General features: G+C 71.3%; 19 protein-coding genes. 7 read left to right on the forward strand and 12 right to left on the reverse strand.

Features of this window, described 5'->3' with window-relative positions:
- Window positions 1-9 precede the first annotated feature (9 nt).
- Window positions 10-825: a dimethylargininase gene (gene ddaH / locus P3G67_RS04220; RefSeq protein ID WP_391858194.1), complete on the reverse strand. Its 816-nt coding sequence runs from the start codon at window positions 823-825 to the stop codon at window positions 10-12.
- A gap of 170 nt (window positions 826-995) precedes the next feature.
- Complete coding sequence (locus tag P3G67_RS04225; RefSeq protein ID WP_276092237.1) at window positions 996-1,664, reverse strand: biliverdin-producing heme oxygenase; 669 nt, start codon at window positions 1,662-1,664, stop codon at window positions 996-998.
- Between the two features lie 283 nt (window positions 1,665-1,947).
- Here P3G67_RS04225 and P3G67_RS04230 point away from each other — a divergent pair, with 283 nt between their 5' ends.
- Window positions 1,948-2,676 carry a bifunctional DNA primase/polymerase gene (locus tag P3G67_RS04230; protein WP_276092238.1) on the forward strand — a complete coding sequence of 243 codons (729 nt, stop codon included), beginning with the start codon at window positions 1,948-1,950 and terminating at the stop codon, window positions 2,674-2,676.
- 32 nt (window positions 2,677-2,708) lie between these two features.
- Here the strand turns inward: P3G67_RS04230 and P3G67_RS04235 are convergent, their stop codons facing one another.
- Entirely contained in the window at window positions 2,709-3,710 is a 1,002-nt protein-coding gene (locus P3G67_RS04235) for a hypothetical protein (protein WP_276092239.1), read from the reverse strand.
- A gap of 106 nt (window positions 3,711-3,816) precedes the next feature.
- On the reverse strand, window positions 3,817-4,674 hold the full coding sequence (gene map, locus P3G67_RS04240) for a type I methionyl aminopeptidase (RefSeq protein ID WP_269854231.1): 858 nt from the start codon (window positions 4,672-4,674) through the stop codon (window positions 3,817-3,819).
- A gap of 153 nt (window positions 4,675-4,827) precedes the next feature.
- Between map and P3G67_RS04245 the strand changes: the two genes are divergently transcribed.
- From P3G67_RS04245 to P3G67_RS04255, 3 genes are all read left to right on the forward strand, one after another.
- Window positions 4,828-5,067 (forward strand): hypothetical protein, encoded by a 240-nt coding sequence (locus P3G67_RS04245; protein WP_276092240.1) that lies wholly within the window; start codon window positions 4,828-4,830, stop codon window positions 5,065-5,067.
- 70 nt (window positions 5,068-5,137) lie between these two features.
- Window positions 5,138-5,863 (forward strand): NADPH-dependent F420 reductase, encoded by a 726-nt coding sequence (gene npdG, locus P3G67_RS04250; protein WP_276092241.1) that lies wholly within the window; start codon window positions 5,138-5,140, stop codon window positions 5,861-5,863.
- A gap of 76 nt (window positions 5,864-5,939) precedes the next feature.
- The gene (locus P3G67_RS04255; protein ID WP_276092242.1) at window positions 5,940-6,131 is read left to right on the forward strand and encodes a hypothetical protein; all 192 of its coding nucleotides are present in this window, start codon (window positions 5,940-5,942) and stop codon (window positions 6,129-6,131) included.
- Here P3G67_RS04255 and P3G67_RS04260 read toward each other — a convergent pair.
- The 6 genes from P3G67_RS04260 to panB all read right to left on the reverse strand — a co-directional run bounded on the left by P3G67_RS04260 (window position 6,121) and on the right by panB (window position 11,220).
- A complete protein-coding gene (locus P3G67_RS04260; protein WP_276092243.1) occupies window positions 6,121-6,903 on the reverse strand; it encodes a site-2 protease family protein in 783 nt (260 codons plus the stop codon). The genes P3G67_RS04255 and P3G67_RS04260 overlap by 11 nt on opposite strands.
- Window positions 6,904-7,047: 144 nt before the next feature.
- Window positions 7,048-7,899, reverse strand: coding sequence for an ABC transporter permease (locus tag P3G67_RS04265; RefSeq protein WP_269854236.1), 852 nt, complete (start codon window positions 7,897-7,899; stop codon window positions 7,048-7,050).
- Window positions 7,896-8,903, reverse strand: coding sequence for an ATP-binding cassette domain-containing protein (locus P3G67_RS04270; RefSeq protein WP_276092244.1), 1,008 nt, complete (start codon window positions 8,901-8,903; stop codon window positions 7,896-7,898). The genes P3G67_RS04265 and P3G67_RS04270 overlap by 4 nt, the downstream gene beginning before the upstream one ends.
- A 117-nt stretch (window positions 8,904-9,020) precedes the next feature.
- Window positions 9,021-9,704, reverse strand: coding sequence for a zf-HC2 domain-containing protein (locus P3G67_RS04275; protein WP_269854238.1), 684 nt, complete (start codon window positions 9,702-9,704; stop codon window positions 9,021-9,023).
- Complete coding sequence (locus tag P3G67_RS04280) at window positions 9,701-10,252, reverse strand: sigma-70 family RNA polymerase sigma factor (protein WP_276092436.1); 552 nt, start codon at window positions 10,250-10,252, stop codon at window positions 9,701-9,703. The genes P3G67_RS04275 and P3G67_RS04280 overlap by 4 nt, the downstream gene beginning before the upstream one ends.
- 101 nt (window positions 10,253-10,353) lie before the next feature.
- A complete protein-coding gene (panB, locus tag P3G67_RS04285; protein WP_269854239.1) occupies window positions 10,354-11,220 on the reverse strand; it encodes a 3-methyl-2-oxobutanoate hydroxymethyltransferase in 867 nt (288 codons plus the stop codon).
- Window positions 11,221-11,396: 176 nt separating this feature from the next.
- On the opposite strand from panB, the gene P3G67_RS04290 reads away from it, so the two are divergent.
- The 3 genes from P3G67_RS04290 (at window position 11,397) to P3G67_RS04300 (ending at window position 14,882) form a co-directional block, all read left to right on the forward strand.
- Window positions 11,397-13,010: an MFS transporter gene (locus tag P3G67_RS04290; RefSeq protein ID WP_276092245.1), complete on the forward strand. Its 1,614-nt coding sequence runs from the start codon at window positions 11,397-11,399 to the stop codon at window positions 13,008-13,010.
- Complete coding sequence (locus P3G67_RS04295) at window positions 13,007-13,615, forward strand: TetR/AcrR family transcriptional regulator (protein WP_269854241.1); 609 nt, start codon at window positions 13,007-13,009, stop codon at window positions 13,613-13,615. The genes P3G67_RS04290 and P3G67_RS04295 overlap by 4 nt, the downstream gene beginning before the upstream one ends.
- Window positions 13,616-13,874: 259 nt before the next feature.
- Window positions 13,875-14,882 (forward strand): endonuclease/exonuclease/phosphatase family protein, encoded by a 1,008-nt coding sequence (locus P3G67_RS04300; protein WP_276092246.1) that lies wholly within the window; start codon window positions 13,875-13,877, stop codon window positions 14,880-14,882.
- A gap of 144 nt (window positions 14,883-15,026) precedes the next feature.
- On the opposite strand, the gene P3G67_RS04305 is transcribed toward P3G67_RS04300, so the two are convergent.
- Window positions 15,027-16,778, reverse strand: coding sequence for an NAD+ synthase (locus P3G67_RS04305; RefSeq protein ID WP_276092247.1), 1,752 nt, complete (start codon window positions 16,776-16,778; stop codon window positions 15,027-15,029).
- Window positions 16,779-16,859: 81 nt separating this feature from the next.
- Window positions 16,860-18,488, reverse strand: coding sequence for a multicopper oxidase family protein (locus P3G67_RS04310; protein ID WP_276092248.1), 1,629 nt, complete (start codon window positions 18,486-18,488; stop codon window positions 16,860-16,862).
- Window positions 18,489-18,504: the final 16 nt, after the last annotated feature.

Consider the following 18,504-nt stretch of genomic DNA (forward strand, 5'->3'; position numbering starts at 1 on the left):
TACCTCCGCTCAGCAGCGCAGTTCCATGGTCGCGCACTTCACGCTGCCGCCCGCCTTGTGCAGTTCGGACACATCGACGCCGATGGGCTCGAAGCCGCGGTCGCGCAGCGGTTGGAACAGGCCGGTGGCGGCGAGCGGCAGCAGCACATGGCGTCCGTCGCTGACCGCGTTGAGGCCCAGCGCCGCCGCGTCCTCCTCGGTGGCGATCAGCGCGTCCGGGAACAGCCGGGCCAGCACCGCCCGGCTGCCGGGGGAGAACGCCCCCGGGTAGTACATGATCTCGTCGCCGTCCAGCACGCCCAGCGCGGTGTCCAGGTGGTAGTAGCGCGGGTCCACCAGTTCCAGGCCGATCACCGGGCGGCCGAAGAACTCCTGCGCCTCGGCCCTGACCTGCGGGCTGCTACGGAATCCGGCGCCCGCCAGGATCCAGGACGCGGTGGCGGTGAAGTCGCCCTCGCCCTCGTTGATGTGCTCGGGTTCGTGGATCTCGGTGAAGCCCTGATCCCGGAACCAGGCGAGGTGTGCGGGCGCTTCGCCTCTTCGTTCGGCGTTGGCGAACTTGGCGCCGAACACCCGACCGTCGATGACCGTGGCACCGTTGGCGGCGAACACCATGTCCGGCAGGCCGGGCACCGGTTCGAGCACCTCGACCCGGTGGCCCAGTGACAGATAGCGGTCCCGCAGGTCCTCCCACTGGAAGAGGGCGATCGCGGGGTCCACCGGCTTGTCCGGATCCATCCATGGATTGATGGAGTAGCTGACCCGGTAGTGGTTCGGTGGGCACATCAGATAACGCCGGGGCGTGGCGACACGTTCTGGGCGCAAGGCGGGCTCCTCGCCGTTGAGGCTCCGATGGGCGCTCGGCTGGGCCCCGGGGCGGCCCCCGGGAAACGCAGCCGCGCACAAATGGTCCACCCGGAGGGCGCGAAAAACACCGATCCGTTCGGGTGGTTCTTTTCGCGCCCCGTGCGCAATTGCCTTACCCGCGCGCCGGGTTACCCGGCGAAGGTCAAGGCGAGGTCCGCGAAGACCGCGCTGTTCAGGGTGAACGCGTATCTGCACTCGTCGACCACCCGGTGCCGCTCCGGCTCGTCCACCGGCAGCGCGTCGAGCAGTTCGCGGTACTCCCGCTTGAAGGCGGCGGGGTTGCCGATACCCTCGAAGACGTAGAACCGCACGCCGTCGCCCTTGCGTTGGAAGCCCCAGGTGCGTTCCGCGATGCCCCGGATGACCTGGCCGCCGGACAGGTCGCCGAGGTAGCGGGTGTAGTGGTGGGCGACGTAGCCCGCGGGCCAGGCCGCGGCGACCTCGGCGACGCGGTCGCAGTACGCGGCCGTGGCGGGCAGCGGCGAGGCCGCGGTGCGCCAGTCGGCTCCGCGCAGATGCTCCAGGTCCCGTTCGAGTTCGGCCACCCGCAGCAACTCGGGGCGTATGAACGGGCCGGTGACCGGGTCGGCGGCCAGTCGGTCGGCCGTCTGCTCCAACGCGCGGTAGACGAACCACAGTTGCTCGGTGTAGCGGACGTACGCCTCCACGCCCAGCCGCCCGCCGAGCAGGTCGGCCATGAACGCGGACTCCTCGGCCTCGGTGTGCTGGGCGTGTGTCGCGGAGCGGATGAGATCGGAGAAGCGGGCGAACTGGGTGGCGGTCACACGGGCCTCCATCGGCTACGGCGCGGCTGCGGCGCGCTGGCGGCGCCGCGAGGACGGCACCCACCGCACGACTTGCCGACATGTTGTCGGAAAAGGCTATACCCGCCGGTGATCCATTCGGAATCGCTCATCCGGGGGACCTGAGAGGATTCGGCCATTTACCGCGCCGCGACCGCACGTCCGTCACACCACGCACACCGCCCCCGCTGACGCCACCCCGCGTTCACGCGGCCGACGCGCAGGGAGCAGGATGGACAGTGCATCCGGCGAAACGCCCACCGACGAGAGGGGTTCTATGGAACGCAGGGGCAGGATGTCCGAGTGGCTGCGCCGCCGCCCACGCTCCACGGGCGACAGGCCCCGTGCCTCCGACCGCGCCGCCGCCCCGGACCGGGACGCGCTCCTCCTCGGTGCCGCAGCGGCTTCGTTCCCGGTGGCACCGGCCGCCCACCCGTCCGGCTTCAGCTGTTCCTGCGACCGGATCGGCTGTCCCACGCCGGGCATGCACCCGGTCTCGTTCGCCTGGCAGACCCAGGCCACCACCGACCCCGAGCAGATCACCCGCTGGCTGGCCGCCCAGCCGCTGGCCAACTTCATCACCGCCACCGGCGCCAACCACGACGTACTGGACGTACCCGCCGCCGCGGGCGGGATCGCGCTGCGCCGACTGGACGCGGAGGGTGTGCCGGCCGGCCCGGTGGCGCGCTACGGCGCCGACCGGATGCTGTTCTTCACCGCCACCCGGGCCCCGGCGGACGAGGACGAGTGGTGGCCGTGCGAGCTCGACTGCCACCCGGAGACCCTCGACGAGCACCCCGGGCTGCGCTGGCACTGCCGCGGCAGCTATGTGCTGCTGCCGCCGTCCCGGCTGCCGGACGGCTCGGTGGTGGACTGGGTCCGCCCGCCGGAGCTGCCGCTGCCGGACCCGCTGCCGCTGCTCGCGGTGCTGACCGACGCGTGCGCCCAGGTCGCCACCGAGGCGCGGCCGGAGGCGGCCGGCGGCTGGCTCCCGGGCGGCCGGTAGGCGCCGTCCGTGCGCCCCGCCGAGGCGGCGTTCTAGGCGCCGCTGGCCGAAACCAGCCCCTCGATGCGGTTGAGGAAGACCACCTTCGCGCCCGTATCCGACCGCGCGGGCACCTTCACGACCTGCTCCGCCACCTTGTACAGCGTCACCGACCTGTTCGGGGTGCCGGTCAGCAGCGCGTTAACGTTCGGATCCTTGATCACCACCGGCCCCTTGGTCACCGTCTGCTTCATCTCGTGACGCGTGGTGAAGAACACCAGTGCCCCGCCCTCCCGCAGCCGCAGGGCCACCGGGGCGTACTGCACCGGGTCCGCGGGCTCGTCCGCGAACTGTGTCACCACCTGAGAGGTCGGCGCGTACTGGGTGCGGCGCTGGGCGCGCAGCCCGGAGGTCTGGCTGCCCTGGGCGAACGCCGTGGAGCCCTTGTCGCCCTGCTGGAGGTACGCGGTGTACCGGGCGCCCAACTCGCCCGGCTGGACCAGCAGGTCGGTTCCGCCGACCGGCACCGGCACCGCGTAGCCCTGGCCGTCGGTGGCGAAGTCCGGCAGCTGGCCGGGTGCCAGCACCGACAGGTACGACGCCCGCCAGGCGTCCTTCACGCTGTCCCGGGTGAAGACCAGCAACCAGCGGTCGCGGTCCCGGCTGTTGGCGGTGTCCGCGACGAACCACTTCGGCCAGCCGCGCTCCCGTGGGATCAGGAAGCGGGTGTCACTGAACCGCAGCGGCTGGTAACCGGGGTTCCCCGAGGGGCTGTTGACGTGCCGGGCCTTGATCCCGGCACCGTCGATGGCGCCCAACGCCCCCGTCTCCACCTGGGCGTTCAGCGACGGGTCCAGCTTGCTGTCGGCGTCGTTGACCACCTGGGCGAAGTGGTCGAGCGCGGCCGGGGCGCCGGCCTTGCCGACCGCCGGGACGACCGCGTCCGCGCCGTGCACGGTGACGCAGCCCGTCGCCGTGCACGCCAGTAGGGCCAGCGCCGCCAGGCTGGACAGCCTGCGGCGCGGCCGTATGGGCAGCGGGGCACGCGCGGTCATGGCGGACGGCTCCTTAGTGTGTTCGCGATCGGCCGCAAACACTACCGGGACCGCCCCCCGCCCCGGCCGTCGGAGGCGGTACGGCGTCCACACCCTGCAGCCGCGGCTACGGCAGCGTCAACACCTCGGCGCCGGTGTCGGTCACCACCAGCGTGTGCTCGAACTGGGCGGTGCGCTTGCGGTCCTTGGTGACCACCGTCCAGCCGTCCTCCCAGATGTCGTAGTCGTACGTGCCCAGGGTGAGCATCGGCTCGATCGTGAAGGTCATGCCGGGCTGGATCACGGTGGTCGCCCGCGGGTCGTCGTAGTGCGGGATGATCAGCCCGGAGTGGAACGAGGAGTTGATCCCGTGACCGGTGAAGTCCCGCACCACGCCGTAGCCGAAGCGCTTGGCGTACGACTCGATGACCCGGCCGATGATGTTGATCTGGCGGCCCGGCCTGACCGCCTTGATCGCCCGGTTCAGCGACTCCCGGGTGCGCTCCACCAGCAGCCGTGACTCCTCGTCGACCTCGCCGCACAGGTAGGTGGCGTTGGTGTCACCGTGCACCCCGTGGATGTAGGCGGTCACGTCGAGGTTGACGATGTCGCCGTCGCGCAGTTCCGTGGAGTCCGGGATGCCGTGGCAGATGACCTCGTTGAGCGAGGTGCAGATGGACTTGGGGAAGCCGCGGTAGCCCAGGTCCGACGGATAGGCCTGGTGGTCGCACATGTACTCGTGCGCGATCCGGTCGAGTTCGTCGGTGGTGGTCCCGGGCTTGATCGCCTTGGCGGCCTCCGCCATCGCCTGGGCGGCGATGCGGGAGGCGACCCGCATCTTCTCGATCGTCTCGGTGTCCTGCACCTCCGGTCCGGTGTACGGCGTGGGCGCGGGCTTGCCCACGTACTCCGGGCGCGGGATCGACGCGGGCACTCGGCGGGTCGGCGAAAGCGTGCCGGGAACGAGAAGCGACTGGCCAGACATGCCAGTGAGTGTATCGGCGCCGCACAATCGAAGCTGCGGCCGCACGGTATCTCCGCCGAGGGTGGCGATGGGCGGCCGGCGGGAACGATTGGCGGACAGGGAAACACCAGGGGCCCGGGGGTTGGCCCCGGCAGAACGCGGTAGGAGTGCGGCATGGCTCTGTTCAGACGTAAGAAGGCGACCGGCAAACCGGGCGAGTGGTACTACTGCCTCAAGGACCACAAGGTCGAGGAGGGGCCGGAATGTCCCGCGCTGGAACGGCTCGGCCCGTACCCGACCGCGGCCGAGGCCGCGCGGGCCATCGACACCGCGGAGGAGCGCAACGAGGAGTGGGAGCAGGACCCGCGCTGGAACGACCAGGGCGGCTCCGCACCCCGTGGCACCGGCAGCTGACGCCACGCCGCCGCCCGCGACCCGGCCCCCGTACCGCCGCGGTGCCGGGTCGGCTGGCAGGATCACCGGTATGACTACTGATGCGAACACCCCTGACAGCGGCGCCGCCGCGGCGAAGCCCGCGGCCAAGGACCCCTGGGACCTGCCGGACGTCTCCGGTCTGGTCGTGGGCGTGCTGGGCGGCACCGGCGACCAGGGGCGCGGTCTCGCGTACCGGTTGGCGAAGGCCGGGCAGCAGGTGATCGTCGGTTCCCGCAGCACCGAGCGGGCGCGCACCGCCGCCGAGGAACTGGGCCTGGGCGTACGCGGCCTGGACAACGCGGAGTGCGCGCGGGCCAGTGACGTCGTGATCATCGCGGTGCCGTGGGACGGGCACGCCAAGACGCTGGAGGCGCTGCGCGAGGAGTTGGCGGGCAAGCTGGTCGTCGACTGCGTCAACCCGCTGGGCTTCGACAAGAAGGGCGCGTACGCGCTGAAGCCGGAGGAGGGCAGCGCCGCCGAGCAGGCCGCCGCGCTGCTGCCCGACTCGCGGGTCACCGCCGCCTTCCACCACCTGTCCGCGGTGCTGCTCCAGGACCCGGCCGTGGAGCGGATCGACACCGACGTGATGGTGCTGGGCGACAGCCGCGCGGACACCGACGTCGTGCAGGCGCTTGCGGCGCGGATCCCGGGCATGCGCGGGGTGTTCGCCGGGCGGTTGCGCAACGCCCACCAGGTGGAGTCCCTGGTGGCCAACCTGATCTCGGTGAACCGCCGGTACAAGGCGCACGCGGGACTGCGCGTCACCGACGTGTAGCCGACGTCGCGGCGCGGGGGGCATGGGTCAGAATGGGGTGAGTCGTCACCGGCCGTTGACCCGAGGAGCCCCGCCCATGCCCCGCCTCGCGCTGTTCGCCATCGCCGTCTGCGTGCTCGCCGTAGCCGCCGCCGTCGTCTCCTTCGTGCAGGGCAGCTTCCTGGGCGTCGTCTGGGTGCTGATGGCGGGCATCTCCAGCAACATGGCGTGGTTCTACCTGCGCAGGGCGAAGGCCGCCCGGGCCGCCGCGGAGCCGGTCAGCCAGTAGGCGAGCCCTTCCAGAACTGGAAGAGGCGGTAGCCGTACGCCGAGTACACGTCCGGGATGTGGAAGGCGCGCATGATCGCGTCGATGACGTCCCAGAACACGGTGTTGATCTCGGGGATCCACAGGCAGCCGAAGACCGCGATCAGCCCGAACGGGGCGTACGGCTCGACCTGGCGGCGCACCTTGTACGACAGCCACGGCTCGATGACGCCGTAGCCGTCCAGCCCCGGCACCGGCAGGAAGTTGAGGACCGCCGCGGTCAGCTGGAGCATCGCCAGGAACGCGAACGCGGCCAGGAACGGCGTCGGCGCCCAGTCCAGCCCGCCGAGGGTGAACGGCAGCATCAGGGCGAGCGCGAAGGCGGCGTTGGTCAGTGGTCCCGCGGCCGAGATCAGGCTGTGCCTCCAGCGGCCGCTGATCCGGCCGCGCTCGATGAACACCGCGCCGCCCGGCAGGCCGATGCCGCCCAGGATGACGAAGACCACCGGCAGCACGATGCTCAGCGCCGCATGGGTGTACCGCAGCGGGTTCAGGGTCAGATAACCCTTGGCGCCCACCGTGATGTCGCCGCCGTGCAGTGCGGAACGGGCGTGTGCGTACTCGTGCAGGCACAGCGAGACGATCCAGCCGGAGACCACGAACAGGAAGACCGCGAAGCCGGTGTTGGCCGCGAACCCGTGCCACACCGCCCACCCGGCGACGAGCATGATCGCGACCAGCCCGAGGAACACGGGTGAGACCTGTCGGTCGTGACGGGTGGTTGCGGTGGCCATGCGCGAAGCTCCATCGGGTCCGGGACGTGATCGGTTCCCGACCGTACAGGCCGATCCGGCCGCGTGTTGTGTCCGGCACCTCGGAAACGTCCGGTCATGGGGTTCGGTTCCATGACCGGACGTGTGGCCGCCGCCGGACGGGTGTCAGGTGCGGTCGCGGAACTTCGCCACCGCCAGCGGGGCGGTGACCAGGGTGATGCCCGCCGCCCAGGCCAGGGTGAGCAGCGCCGAATGGGCGACCGGCCCGCCGTTGACCAGGCTCCGGTTGGCGTCGGCGAGCGCCGACAGCGGATTGACCTTGGTGAAGGCCTGCAGCCAGCCCGGCATGGTGGTCGGCTTGGCGAAGATCGAGCTGCCGAACTGCAGCGGCATCAGCACCAGCATGCCCAGCCCCTGCACCGCCTGCGCCGTCTTCACGGTCAGCCCCAGCAGGATGAAGATCCACATCAGCGAGGCGCCGAAGACCAGCCCCAGGCCGACCGCGGCGAGCAGGTGCAGCACCGAGGTCTCGATGGTCAGCCCCAGAACGAAGCCCATCACCAGCAGGAGCGTGGTGGCGACCAGCATCCGGCCGATCTCCACCACGATCTTCGCGATCAGCACCGAGGAGCGCGCTATCGGCATGGTACGGAACCGGTCCATCACCCCGGTCTTGAAGTCGTCGTTGATGCCCGAGCCGACGGCCATGGCGATGTTCATGCCCATCATCGCCATCAGTCCCGGGATCACGTAGTTGACGTAGGCGTGCTGGTTTCCGGCGACCGCGCCGCCGAAGACGTAGACGAACAGCAGGGTGAAGATCACGGGCATCAGCAGGACGTCGAACATCGACTCCGGGTCCTGCTTGATCCGCATCAGGTTGCGGCGCGCCAGCGCCCCGATGTGCCGCAGGTTGGCCCGCAGCCCGATGCGGCCGTCGTGTGCGGCGGTCACAGTGCTCACGCCCACCGGTCGCCCGTCGCCGACCTCAACCGGGACACTTCGCTTCGCTGTCATGCTCCGACTTCCTCGAACTCGCTGGACCGCGCGGTCTTCTGGCCGGTGAGGGCCAGGAACACCTCGTCCAGACTGGGCAGATGGGTGCCGATACCGGCGATGGAGAAGCCGCGCGCCCCCAACAGCGCGACGATGGCGGTCAGTTGCTCGTCGCTGATGACGGGTACGTGCACCGTGCCGTCGGCCTCGTCGGCGGTCGCCCCCGTGATGCCGTCCAGCCCGGCCTGGGCCAACGCGGCCACCATCCGCGGCAGTTCGGCTCGGTCGCCGGGGGTGATCCGCAGGGTGCGGCCGCCGACCTTCGCCTTCAGCTCGTCGATCCGGCCCTCGGCGATCACCCGGCCGCGGTCGATCACCGTCAACTCGTCGGCGAGTTGCTCGGCCTCCTCCATGTACTGCGTGGTCAGCAGCACGGTGGCGCCGTCGGCCACCATCCGCTGGACCTCCTCCCACACCTCGTTGCGGGTGCGCGGATCGAGCCCGGTGGTGGGCTCGTCCAGGTAGAGCACCGCGGGGCGGCCGATCATGCTGGCGGCGAGGTCGAGCCGTCGGCGCATACCGCCCGAGTAGTTCATCGCCGGACGCCGGGCCGCGTCGGTCAGCGAGAAGCGCTCCAGCAGCTCGTCCGCGCGGGACCTGGCGTCCTTCCGGGACAGGTCGAGCAGCCGCCCGATCATGTACAGGTTCTCCCGGCCGGACAGCTTCTCGTCCACCGACGCGTACTGGCCGGTCAGCCCGATCACCCGGCGCAGCTGCCGGGGCTGGGTCAGCACGTCGAGCCCGGCGACCCGGGCGGTCCCGGCGTCCGGCCTGATCAGAGTGGACAGGATCCGTACCAGGGTGGTCTTCCCGGCACCGTTCGGGCCGAGCACGCCCAGTACGGTGCCCTGGGACACCTCAAGATCCACTCCGTCGAGGGCTTTCGTCTCGCCGAAGCGCTTGGCCAGGCCCCGTACTTCCACGGCTTTGCCGCCGCCACTGGTCGTCGTCTTGAGCGGTTTCATGCGACCACGGTCGCCGACGCCGCCGACAGGGCGCTGACAGGCCGCTGACAGGCTCGCCCGCGGCGGGCCAAGCGGGTCAAAGGCACGGCGGTGGGCGCGGCCCCCCAACGCTCCCGGCTAGGCCTTCACCGAGATCAGCCGTTGGCCCTGGGAGGTGATGACGTCGAACCGGGAGATGTCGGACGGGGACATCGAGGTGGAGCCCTTGAGGTCGAGCGGCTGCGGATGCTCGTCGGTGCCGTAGCCCTGGCCGGAGACCGTCCAACTGGCGATGGTGTCCTGGCGGCCGTCCTTGCCGACCACCACCAGATGGCAGGTGCGCGGCCCGTAGACGTAGGACAGCCGCAGGTCGATCTGGGTGCCCCAGGGCTTGCCGGTCAGCCCGACGATGGCCGACGCCCCGCTCACGGGGTCGGTCGCGGCGCGCTGGAACGCCGCGGCCTGCACACCGGTCACCGCGGGCTGCCCCTGGCTGGCCAGCACGGCCGCGGTCGGACCGGCGACGATCAGTACCGCGGCGGCCACCGCCGCCAGCCACCGGCGGCGCACCCTGGTCCTGCGCTGCGCCGCCACCTCGCCCAGCAGCCGGTCCAGCATCGCCTCGCTCGGCGGCTCCGGTGCGCCCGCGCTCCCGAGCTCCGCCAACACCGGGACCAGGCCGCCGAGTTCGTCCAACCGCGTGGCGCAGACGTCGCACTCGGCGAGGTGCCGCTCGAACCGGTCCATCTCGGCGTCGTCCAGCACGCCGAGCAGATACGCGCCGACGTCGATGTGCGGGTCGGGTCGTGCGTACTCGGTCACGAGGTCACTCCTCTCTCCTCCAGTGCGTTCCGCAGACTGCGCAGCGCGTAGTAGATCCGGGACCGTACGGTGCCCGGCGGCACCCCGAGCACCTTGGCGGTCTCGTTGGTGTCCCGGCCCCTGAAGTACGTCTCCACCAGCACCTGGCGATGGGCGGGCGTCAGGTCGCCCATCGCGTCGGAGATGGTCATCAGCCGTAGCGCGCGGTCGAGTTCGTCGTCGGCGGGCACCTGCTCCAGGTCGGCGCCGCCCTCCTCGGCCGGGCGGGCGAGCCGGCCGCGGTGCGCGTCGATGACCACCCGGCGGGCGACGGTCACCAGCCACGGCCGCAGGCCGCGTCCGCTCGGGTCCAGGTGCGAGGCGTTGCGCCAGGCCCGCAGCAGGGTCTCCTGCACCACGTCCTCGGCGAGGTAGCGGTCTCCTGCGACCAGGCGCAGCACATAGGCCATCAGCGGACCCGCGTGATCGCGGTAGAGCGCCCGCATCAGTTCCTCCTCCGAGCCGTGGCCCGGGAAGCGGTGGCGTTCCACGCTGGCATCCTCGCGCAGGCCCGGCCCGCGGTCGACCTGAAGCACGAGTGGGGCCACCTCCCGTATGTCACCGTGGGTTCATCAGGACATACGGGAGGTGGCCCGGCTTTGCTCAACGGCTAGTGGAAGCTGTGCTCCGCCGCCGGGTACGCCCCGTCGACCACCTCGTCGGCGAACGACCTGGCCGCGTCGCCGAGCACCTCACGCAGCCGTGCGTACTGCTTGACGAAGCGCGGCAGCCGCCCGCCGGTCATCCCCGCCATGTCGGTCCACACCAGCACCTGCGCGTCACAGTCCGGGCCCGCGCCGATGCCGACGGTGGGCACGTGCAGCATCGTGGTGACCTCCGCGGCCAGCTCGGCCGGTACCAGCTCCAGCACCACCGCGAACGCGCCCGCGTCCTGCACCGCCTTGGCGTCCCGCAGCAACTGCTGGGCGGCCTCCTCGCCCCGGCCCTGCACCGGGTAGCCGCCGAACGCGTTCACCGACTGCGGGGTCAGGCCGATGTGCGCCATCACCGGGATGCCGGAGGAGACCAGCAGCTCGATCTGGTGCGCCGAGCGCTCGCCGCCCTCCAGCTTCACCGCGCCCACCCCGGCCTCCTTGACCAGCCGGGTGGCGTTGCGCAGCGCCTGCGTCGGGCCCTCCTGGTAGGAGCCGAACGGCAGGTCGCCGACGATCAGCGCGCGGCTGGTGCCGCGTACCACGGCGGCGGACAGCATGGTGATCTCGTCCATGGTGACCGGGACCGTGCTGTCGTAGCCGAGGTGACAGTTGCCCATGGAGTCGCCGACCAGCAGCACCGGAATGCCCGCCTCGTCGAAGACGGAGGCGGTCATGGCGTCGTACGCGGTGAGCATCGGCCACTTCTCGCCGCGCTGCTTGGCCGCGGCGATGTCCCTCACGGTGATGCGGCGGGTGCCCGTTCCTCCGTACAGCGCCTTGCTGCTGTCGGATTGCTTTTGGGCAGCCTCAACGTGCGTCATGGAAAGGCTCCTGTTCATGTCTCGAAGCGCCCTGACGGCGTCTCCGGATCGCCTCCATGCTGACATGCCGCGGCGGTGGCCGAAAGGCCGGTGCCCCGTTCTTCCACCGCCCGGCTTTGCCCGCCATTTACGATACGAGACGGATTCGTATCGTAACCGCGTCTAGCGTGGAACCCATGCCCGCAGATGACGCTGCTGTGACATCGTCCACCCCGCGGATCCCCGAAGCGGTGCACCGCCGCCGCTGGGCCATTCTGGCCGTGCTGCTGTTCAGCCTGCTCGTCGTCGTGCTCGACAACTCGATCCTCAACGTGGCGATGAAGACCATCGCCCAGCCCGAGCCCACCGGCCTGGGCGCCACCCAGAGCCAGTTGGAGTGGGCGATCAACGCCTACACGCTGGTCTTCGCCGGGTTGCTGTTCACCGCCGGGCTGCTGGGTGACCGGCTGGGCCGCAAGAAGGTGCTGCTGTTCGGCATGCTGGTGTTCGGCACCGGTTCCGTGCTCTCGGCGGAGGCGAGCTCAGCGGTCCAACTCATCGGATTCCGCGCGGTGATGGGGCTCGGCGCGGCGTTCGTCATGCCGTCCACGCTCGCCATCATCATGAACGTCTTCGAACGCGAGGAGCAGCCCAAGGCCATCGGCATCTGGACCGGCTCGGTGGGCTTCGCCATCGCGCTCGGCCCGATCGCCGGTGGGCTGCTGCTCCAGCACTTCTGGTGGGGCTCGGTCTTCTTCGTCAACGTGCCGATCGTGCTGGCCGCACTGATCGCGATGTCGTTCCTGGTCCCCGACTCCAGGGACCCGCACCCCGGGCGGCTGGACCCGCTGGGCGTGCTGCTGTCCGTCATCGGCCTGGTGCTGCTGGTCTACGGGATCATCAAGGGCGGCCAGCTGGCCGACTTCGGCACGCCCAGGTCATGGGCGGCCATACTGGGCGGGCTCGCCGTGCTCACCCTCTTCGTGCTGTACGAGCGGCGCAGCAGCCATCCCGCCTTCGACGTCGGGTACTTCCGCGACCGGCGGTTCTCCGCCTCGGTGGTCACCATCGGCCTGGTGTTCTTCGCGTTGATGGGCGTGACGTTCTTCTTCGTCTTCTACACCCAGAGCGTGCGCGGGTTCAGCCCGTTGCAGTCGGGGCTGCTGCTGCTTCCGCTGGCCGCCGCGCAGATCATCTTCGCGCCGCGGGCCCGGCTGGTGGTCAACCGGTTCGGCGCCCGCGCGGTGTGCACCGGGGGCATGCTGCTGACCTCGGTGGCGTTCCTGGGCTTCCTGCTGCTGGGGCGGTCGACTCCGGTGTGGGTACTGGAAGTCGTGTTCTTCGTGATGGGTACGGCGATGGCGCACGTCATGCCGCCCGCCACCGTCATGATCATGTCTTCGCTGCCGCGTGAGAAGGCCGGTTCCGGATCCGCGGTGAACAACACCTTCCGGCAGGTGGGCGGCGCGGTCGGAGTCGCCGTGCTGGGCTCGGTGCTGTCCACCGTCTACCGCCACAGCATCCGCGGCGAACTCGCCGCGGTGCCCGGACTGCCGGCGCACGTACAGCACACGGCGGGCGAGTCCGTCGAGGCCACCTTGGGCGTGGCGCAGCAGTTGGGGCCGGTGGGCCAGGCGCTGGTCGGCCCGGCCGACAACGCGTTCATCCACGCCATGCACGCCACGGCCGTCGGATCGGCGGCCGTCGCCTTCCTGGGCGCCGCGGTGGCCTGGCTGTTCCTGCCGCACGGCGACGCCGTGCGGCCACCGTCCGCCGAACCGGAGAGGTCGGCGGCGCGGAGCGGGGGATGAGGACGCGCACCATGGCCACCGGGCGGGGCCGACCGCGCAGCGCGGCGGCGGACAGCTCGATCGTGGAGACGGTGCTGCGGCTGCTGGAGGAGGGCGTGACGCTCGGCGAGCTGTCCATGGAGCGCATCGCCCGCTCGGCCGGAGTCGGCAAGGCCACCGTCTACCGCCGGTGGGCCAACAAGGACGCCCTGCTGGTGGACGTCGTGCGGGCGGTTGACGAACCGCTGCCGCCGCTGGCCGGGGCGTCGGTGCGCGACGACCTGGTGGCGCTGCTGGAGGCGATGCGCCAGGGCGCGCTGGCCAAGCGCTCCTCGGCGGTGCTGCGCAACGTCATCGGCCACCTCCAGCACAGCCCCGAGCTGTGGCGGCAGTACCACGACACGGTGGTACGCACCCGCCGCGAGGCGATGTACGCGGTGCTGCGGCGCGGGGTGCGCACCGGGGAGATCCGCGACGACCTCGACGTACGGCTGCTCGTGGACCTGATCGCCGGGCCGATGCTGGCCCGTGCGCTGCTGTACGAGCGGGCGCCGATGGAGGACGGGCTGGCGGAGCGGATCGTGGACGCCGTACTCGACGGGGTACGCCCCGTCCACCAGGACTGACCTGGGCCGTTCGCGCGGTCCTGAGCGCGGTGCGGTGCCCGGAACGTATCGGGAATGTGCTGGTCCGGCTGCCGAATATGCGCATCGTGTCACAGGAGCCGGAGCAGCGCCGTGGACGGAAACCACCGTGTCATCCGGTCCGTCCCTCAGATGAGCGCCGTACCCCGTCCGCCCCTAGGGTCGGAGGCGCGGACCCTCGCCCCTCCGGGGCGACCGCGGTTCGGCGCGTACACACAGGCACGCGGACAGGTGAGGACCCATGGCCCAGGCGGACACGGCGCACGGTGAGCGCGACGAGCACGAGACACGCCCGAGCCGACCCGCGTTCCACTGGCGGGACGCGGGCATCTGGCGGCGCGGCTGGGTGATCGCCGCGATCGCGCTGGTCGTCGGGCTGCTGATGTTCTTCCACTCCAGCGTTCCCAACAGCGTCGGCAACCTGGGCAGCCTGTTCGAGACGTTCCTGCCCTGGACGGGGCTCGTGGTGCCGGTGCTGCTCGCCTTCGCCCTGGTGCGGCGCTCGGCGGTGGCGCTGGCCGCGCTACTGGTGCCCGCGGTGGTGTGGGTGAACCTGTTCGGCGGATTGCTGACCGGCAAGTCGTCCGGCGGCGGCAACCTCACCGTCGTCAGCCACAACGTCAACGCCGGCAACCCGGACCCGGCCGCCACCGCCAAGGACATCGCGGGCTCGGGCGCCGACATCGTCGCGCTGGAGGAACTGGCAGGCAACGCGCTCCCCGTCTACGAGCGGGGCCTGGCGGACACCTACCGCTACCACGAGGTGGAGGGCACGGTCGCGGTGTGGAGCAAGTACCCGCTCAGCGACACCCGGCCGGTGGACATCCAGCTCGGCTGGGTCCGGGCGCTGCGCACCACGGTGGCCACGCCTCAGGGCCCGGTGGCGGTCTACGTGGCGCACATGCCGTCGGTCCGGGTGCGGCTGGACAGCGGGTTCACCGCCGGGCAGCGGGACCGCAGTGCGGCGGCCCTGGGGGACGCGATAGCTCGGGAGCCGCAGCGGAGGGTGATCCTGCTCGGGGACCTCAACGGGACGATGAACGACCGGAGTCTGTCGCCGATCACCGCGCAGATGCGCTCCGCGCAGGGCGCGGCGGGAGACGGGTTCGGCTTCACCTGGCCCGCGTCGTTTCCCATGGCGCGGATCGACCAGATCATGGTGCGGGGGATTGCGCCTGCCCGCTCCTGGGTGCTGCCGGCCACTGGCAGCGATCACCTGCCGGTGGCGGCGACCCTGCGGGTGGGCTAGCGGGGGGTCGCTCCTCCCGCTAGCCCGTGCGCCGTCAGCCCTGGCCCGCCGTGGAAGGGGCCGGGGGCCGCCGCCCCCGGAAACAGGGAAGGGGCCGGGGGGCCGCCGCCCCCGGAAAAGCGCCTACGTGCCCCCGAGGGGGCGTCAGCCCCGTTCCCGCCAGCGGTTGGTGATCGGGAGGCGGCGGTCCTTGCCGAAGCCCTTGGCGGTGATCTTCGTGCCCGGCGGGTACTGCCGCCGCTTGTACTCGGCCGTGTCGACCAGGCGGACGATCCGTTCCACCAGCGCCTCGTCGAAGCCCGCGGCCACGATCTGCGCGCGGCCCTGGTCCTGCTCCACGTACCGGTCCAGGACCACGTCCAGCACGTCGTAGTCCGGCAGCGAGTCGGTGTCGACCTGGCCCGGCCGCAGCTCCGCGCTCGGCGGCTTGACGATGGAGTTCTCCGGGATCGGCGGAACCTGACCGCGCTCGGCGGCGGCCGCGTTACGCCACTTCGCCAGCTCCCACACCTTGGTCTTGAAGACGTCCTTGATCGGCGCGAAGCCGCCCACCGCGTCCCCGTAGAGCGTCGAATAGCCGCACGCCAGCTCGGACTTGTTGCCCGGGGCCAGCACCAGGTGGCCCTCCTGGTTGGAGATCCCCATCAGCGTCGTACCGCGCAGCCGCGCCTGGAGGTTCTCCTCGGCCAGCCCCGACAGATGCAGTGAGGCCATGAAGGCGTCGAACATCGGGCCGATCGGCACGGTCCGGAAGTTCAGCCCGGTGCGCCGCGCCAGCTCGGCCGCGTCGCCCTTGGAGTGATCGGAGGAGTAGCGGGACGGCATCGACACCCCGTACACGTGCTGCGCGCCGATCGCGTCACACGCGATGGCCGCCACCAGCGCCGAGTCGATACCGCCGGAGAGCCCGACCAGAACGCTGCGGAAACCGTTCTTCGTGAGATAGGCGCGCAGCCCCACGACCAGTGCCGTGTAGATCTCCTCGTCGTCACCCAGCCGTGGCGCCTGCTCCCCGGGCACCTGCGGCTCGTACGGAGCAAGCGGCTCCGCCGAGATCGTCCGGTGTTCGATGACCAGGCCGTCGTCCACCGTGCCCGAGGGGACCGCGCCGGCGGCGGGCAGTTCCAGGTCGACCAGTACGCAGCCCTCCTCGAACTGCGGCGCACGGGTGATCACTTCGCCCTCGGCCGACACCACGATCGAGTCGCCGTCGAAGACCAACTCGTCCTGCCCGCCGGTCATCGCGAGGTACGCGAGCGTGCAGCCCGCCTCCTGCGCGCGCTTGCGCACCAGGTCGAGCCGGGTGTCGTCCTTGGCGACCTCGTACGGGGAGGCGTTGACGGACAGCAGCAGCCCGGCCCCGGCGGTACGGGTGGCGGGCACCCGCCCGCCGTCCTGCCACAGGTCCTCGCAGATCGCCAGCGCCACGTCGATGCCGTGCACCCGGATCACCGGCAGCGTGTCGCCGGGCACGAAGTAGCGGAACTCGTCGAACACGCCGTAGTTGGGCAGGTGGTGTTTGGCGAACGACAGCACCACGCCGCCGCGGTGCAGCACCGCCGCCGCGTTCTGCGGCGCGCCCGCCGGCTGGCCGTACCGCGGCTCGGCCTTCTCGCTGCGGTCCAGGTAGCCCACCACCACCGGGACCTCGCCGAGCCCCTCGGCGGCGAGCCGGGCTGCCAGCGCGGTCAGCGCGGAGCGAGACGCCTCCACGAACGACGCGCGCAGCGCGAGGTCCTCGACCGGGTAACCGGTCAGCGCCATCTCCGGGAAGGCGACCAGATGCGCTCCCTGGTCGGCCGCGTGCCGGGTCCAGCGCACTATCGCGTCCGAGTTGCCGGAGATGTCACCGACGCAGGAGTCGATCTGATTGAGGGCGAGACGAAGTTGAGGCACGGCCCCAGCGTAATCGTCTGATCGACGCTATGGGGCCCGCGGGGCGCGTCGGCTGGCTCACACCCCGCGGGCCCAGGGCGGCTACCGCCGGTAGCCCAGTAGCGCCATCATGCCGCTCTCCGCGTGGTAGACGTTGTGGCAGTGGATCATCCACAACCCCGGATTGTCCGCGTCGAACTCGACGTCCAGGGTCTGCCGGGGCAGCACTATCGCGGTGTCCTTGCGCGGTCCGCCGTTGGGCAGGGCGAAGGCGTGCCCGTGCAGATGGACCGGATGCCACATGGCGGTGTCGTTGCGGAACGACAGCCGCACGCGGTCGCCGGAGCGCACCGGAATCCGTCGCGCGGGGTCATACCTCTCCCCGTTGAAGCCCCAGTCGTACTTCGTCATACCGCCGGTCAGACGCAGCGCGACGGTGGTGTCCGGCCGTTTGGCGGGCAGCGCCACGCAGGGCGCGGCGCGCAACCTCGCGGCGGTCAGCGGTGGCCGGTCCAGTTCCGCCGGGCGGGCGTCCTTCCCGGGCGCCTCCCCGGCGGCGGTGCGCAGCACGGCCCGCGCTACCGCGTTCTTTCCCTCCGCCAGCGCGACCAGCGGGAACACCCCGTCGCCCGCGGTGAGCAGGACGTCGTAGCGCTCGCCCATACCCAGCAGCAGCGAGTCCGCCGTGGTGTGGGCGACCGGCAGGCCGTCGGCGTGGGTGACGGTCATGCGGTGACCGCCGAGGGCGACGCGGAAGGCGGTGTCGCCGCCCGCGTTGATGATCCGGATGCGCAGCCGCTCGCCCGGCTTGGCGGTGAAGGTCTGCGGGTCGTCCGCGGTACGGCCGTTGACCAGGTAGTACGGGTACGCGACATCGCCCGCGTCGCCGCCGAGCAGGCCGCTGGTCGCCCCCATCAGCATGCGGCTCGGGCCGGGAGCGGAGAAGCCCATGGCGCCCATCCCCGGCATGTCGGACATGCCGTCGCGGTCATCGCCGCCGGATCCGTGACCGCCAGTGCCGCCATGCCCGCCGTTGCCGGGGCCGCCGGGGCCGCCGGAGCCGTGGCCGCCGTGCGTCCCCGACGACATCCCGCCGGACAACTCGCCGAGCACGGCGTCCGGCGTGGAACCGTCCACGCCGTCGACCCAGTCGTCCAGCATGACCACCCACTCCCTGTCGTACCGGAGCGGTTCCTTGGGGTCCTCGACGATGAGCGGCGCGTACAGGCCGCGGTCCTGCTGCACGCCGGTGTGCGGGTGCAGCCAGTACGTGCCCGGGTGCGGCACCGTGAAGCGGTAGGCGAACCCGGCGCCGGGGGCGACCGCCCGCTGGGTGACGTCGGGGACGCCGTCCATGTCGTTGCGTAGCGTCAGCCCGTGCCAGTGCGCCGTGGTGGGCTCGGGAAGGTGGTTGACCAGCAGGGCCTCAAGGCTGTCGCCCGCGGTGACGCGGATCTCCCGGCCGGGGAGTTGACCGCCGTAGCTCCAGCTGCGGACCTTCGGGCCGCCCAGGTCCAGCGTCGACTCGGTTGCGGTGAGCCGGACTTGGCGCAGCGGACCGCTGCCGCGCCGCCGCTCGGCGGCGGCGACCTGCGGGCCGTCAGGGGAGACGAATCCGTCGGCCGACGGGCCGTGCCGCCCCGGGCCGGAGGACGAGCAGGCGGCGAGCAGCCCGGTTCCGGCCAGGCCGAGACCCGCGCCGAGCATGGCGCGGCGGGTGTACGTGCGCATGGGGAGTGCACCTCGT

Origin of the sequence: Streptomyces silvisoli (assembly GCF_029269905.1) — a bacterium.
Taxonomy (GTDB): Bacteria; Actinomycetota; Actinomycetes; order Streptomycetales; family Streptomycetaceae; genus Streptantibioticus_A; species Streptantibioticus_A silvisoli_A.

Bases quoted from the DNA above. Each gene is read 5' to 3' on its own strand.
- P3G67_RS04225 (WP_276092237.1), bottom strand. From the start codon at position 1,664: ATGGAGGCCCGTGTGACCGCCACCCAGTTCGCCCGCTTCTCCGATCTC.
- P3G67_RS04230 (WP_276092238.1), top strand. From the start codon at position 1,948: ATGGAACGCAGGGGCAGGATGTCCGAGTGGCTGCGCCGCCGCCCACGC.
- P3G67_RS04235 (WP_276092239.1), bottom strand. From the start codon at position 3,710: ATGACCGCGCGTGCCCCGCTGCCCATACGGCCGCGCCGCAGGCTGTCC.
- map (WP_269854231.1), bottom strand. From the start codon at position 4,674: ATGTCTGGCCAGTCGCTTCTCGTTCCCGGCACGCTTTCGCCGACCCGC.
- P3G67_RS04245 (WP_276092240.1), top strand. From the start codon at position 4,828: ATGGCTCTGTTCAGACGTAAGAAGGCGACCGGCAAACCGGGCGAGTGG.
- npdG (WP_276092241.1), top strand. From the start codon at position 5,138: ATGACTACTGATGCGAACACCCCTGACAGCGGCGCCGCCGCGGCGAAG.
- P3G67_RS04255 (WP_276092242.1), top strand. From the start codon at position 5,940: ATGCCCCGCCTCGCGCTGTTCGCCATCGCCGTCTGCGTGCTCGCCGTA.
- P3G67_RS04260 (WP_276092243.1), bottom strand. From the start codon at position 6,903: ATGGCCACCGCAACCACCCGTCACGACCGACAGGTCTCACCCGTGTTC.
- P3G67_RS04265 (WP_269854236.1), bottom strand. From the start codon at position 7,899: ATGACAGCGAAGCGAAGTGTCCCGGTTGAGGTCGGCGACGGGCGACCG.
- P3G67_RS04270 (WP_276092244.1), bottom strand. From the start codon at position 8,903: ATGAAACCGCTCAAGACGACGACCAGTGGCGGCGGCAAAGCCGTGGAA.
- panB (WP_269854239.1), bottom strand. From the start codon at position 11,220: ATGACGCACGTTGAGGCTGCCCAAAAGCAATCCGACAGCAGCAAGGCG.
- P3G67_RS04290 (WP_276092245.1), top strand. From the start codon at position 11,397: ATGCCCGCAGATGACGCTGCTGTGACATCGTCCACCCCGCGGATCCCC.
- P3G67_RS04295 (WP_269854241.1), top strand. From the start codon at position 13,007: ATGAGGACGCGCACCATGGCCACCGGGCGGGGCCGACCGCGCAGCGCG.
- P3G67_RS04300 (WP_276092246.1), top strand. From the start codon at position 13,875: ATGGCCCAGGCGGACACGGCGCACGGTGAGCGCGACGAGCACGAGACA.
- P3G67_RS04310 (WP_276092248.1), bottom strand. From the start codon at position 18,488: ATGCGCACGTACACCCGCCGCGCCATGCTCGGCGCGGGTCTCGGCCTG.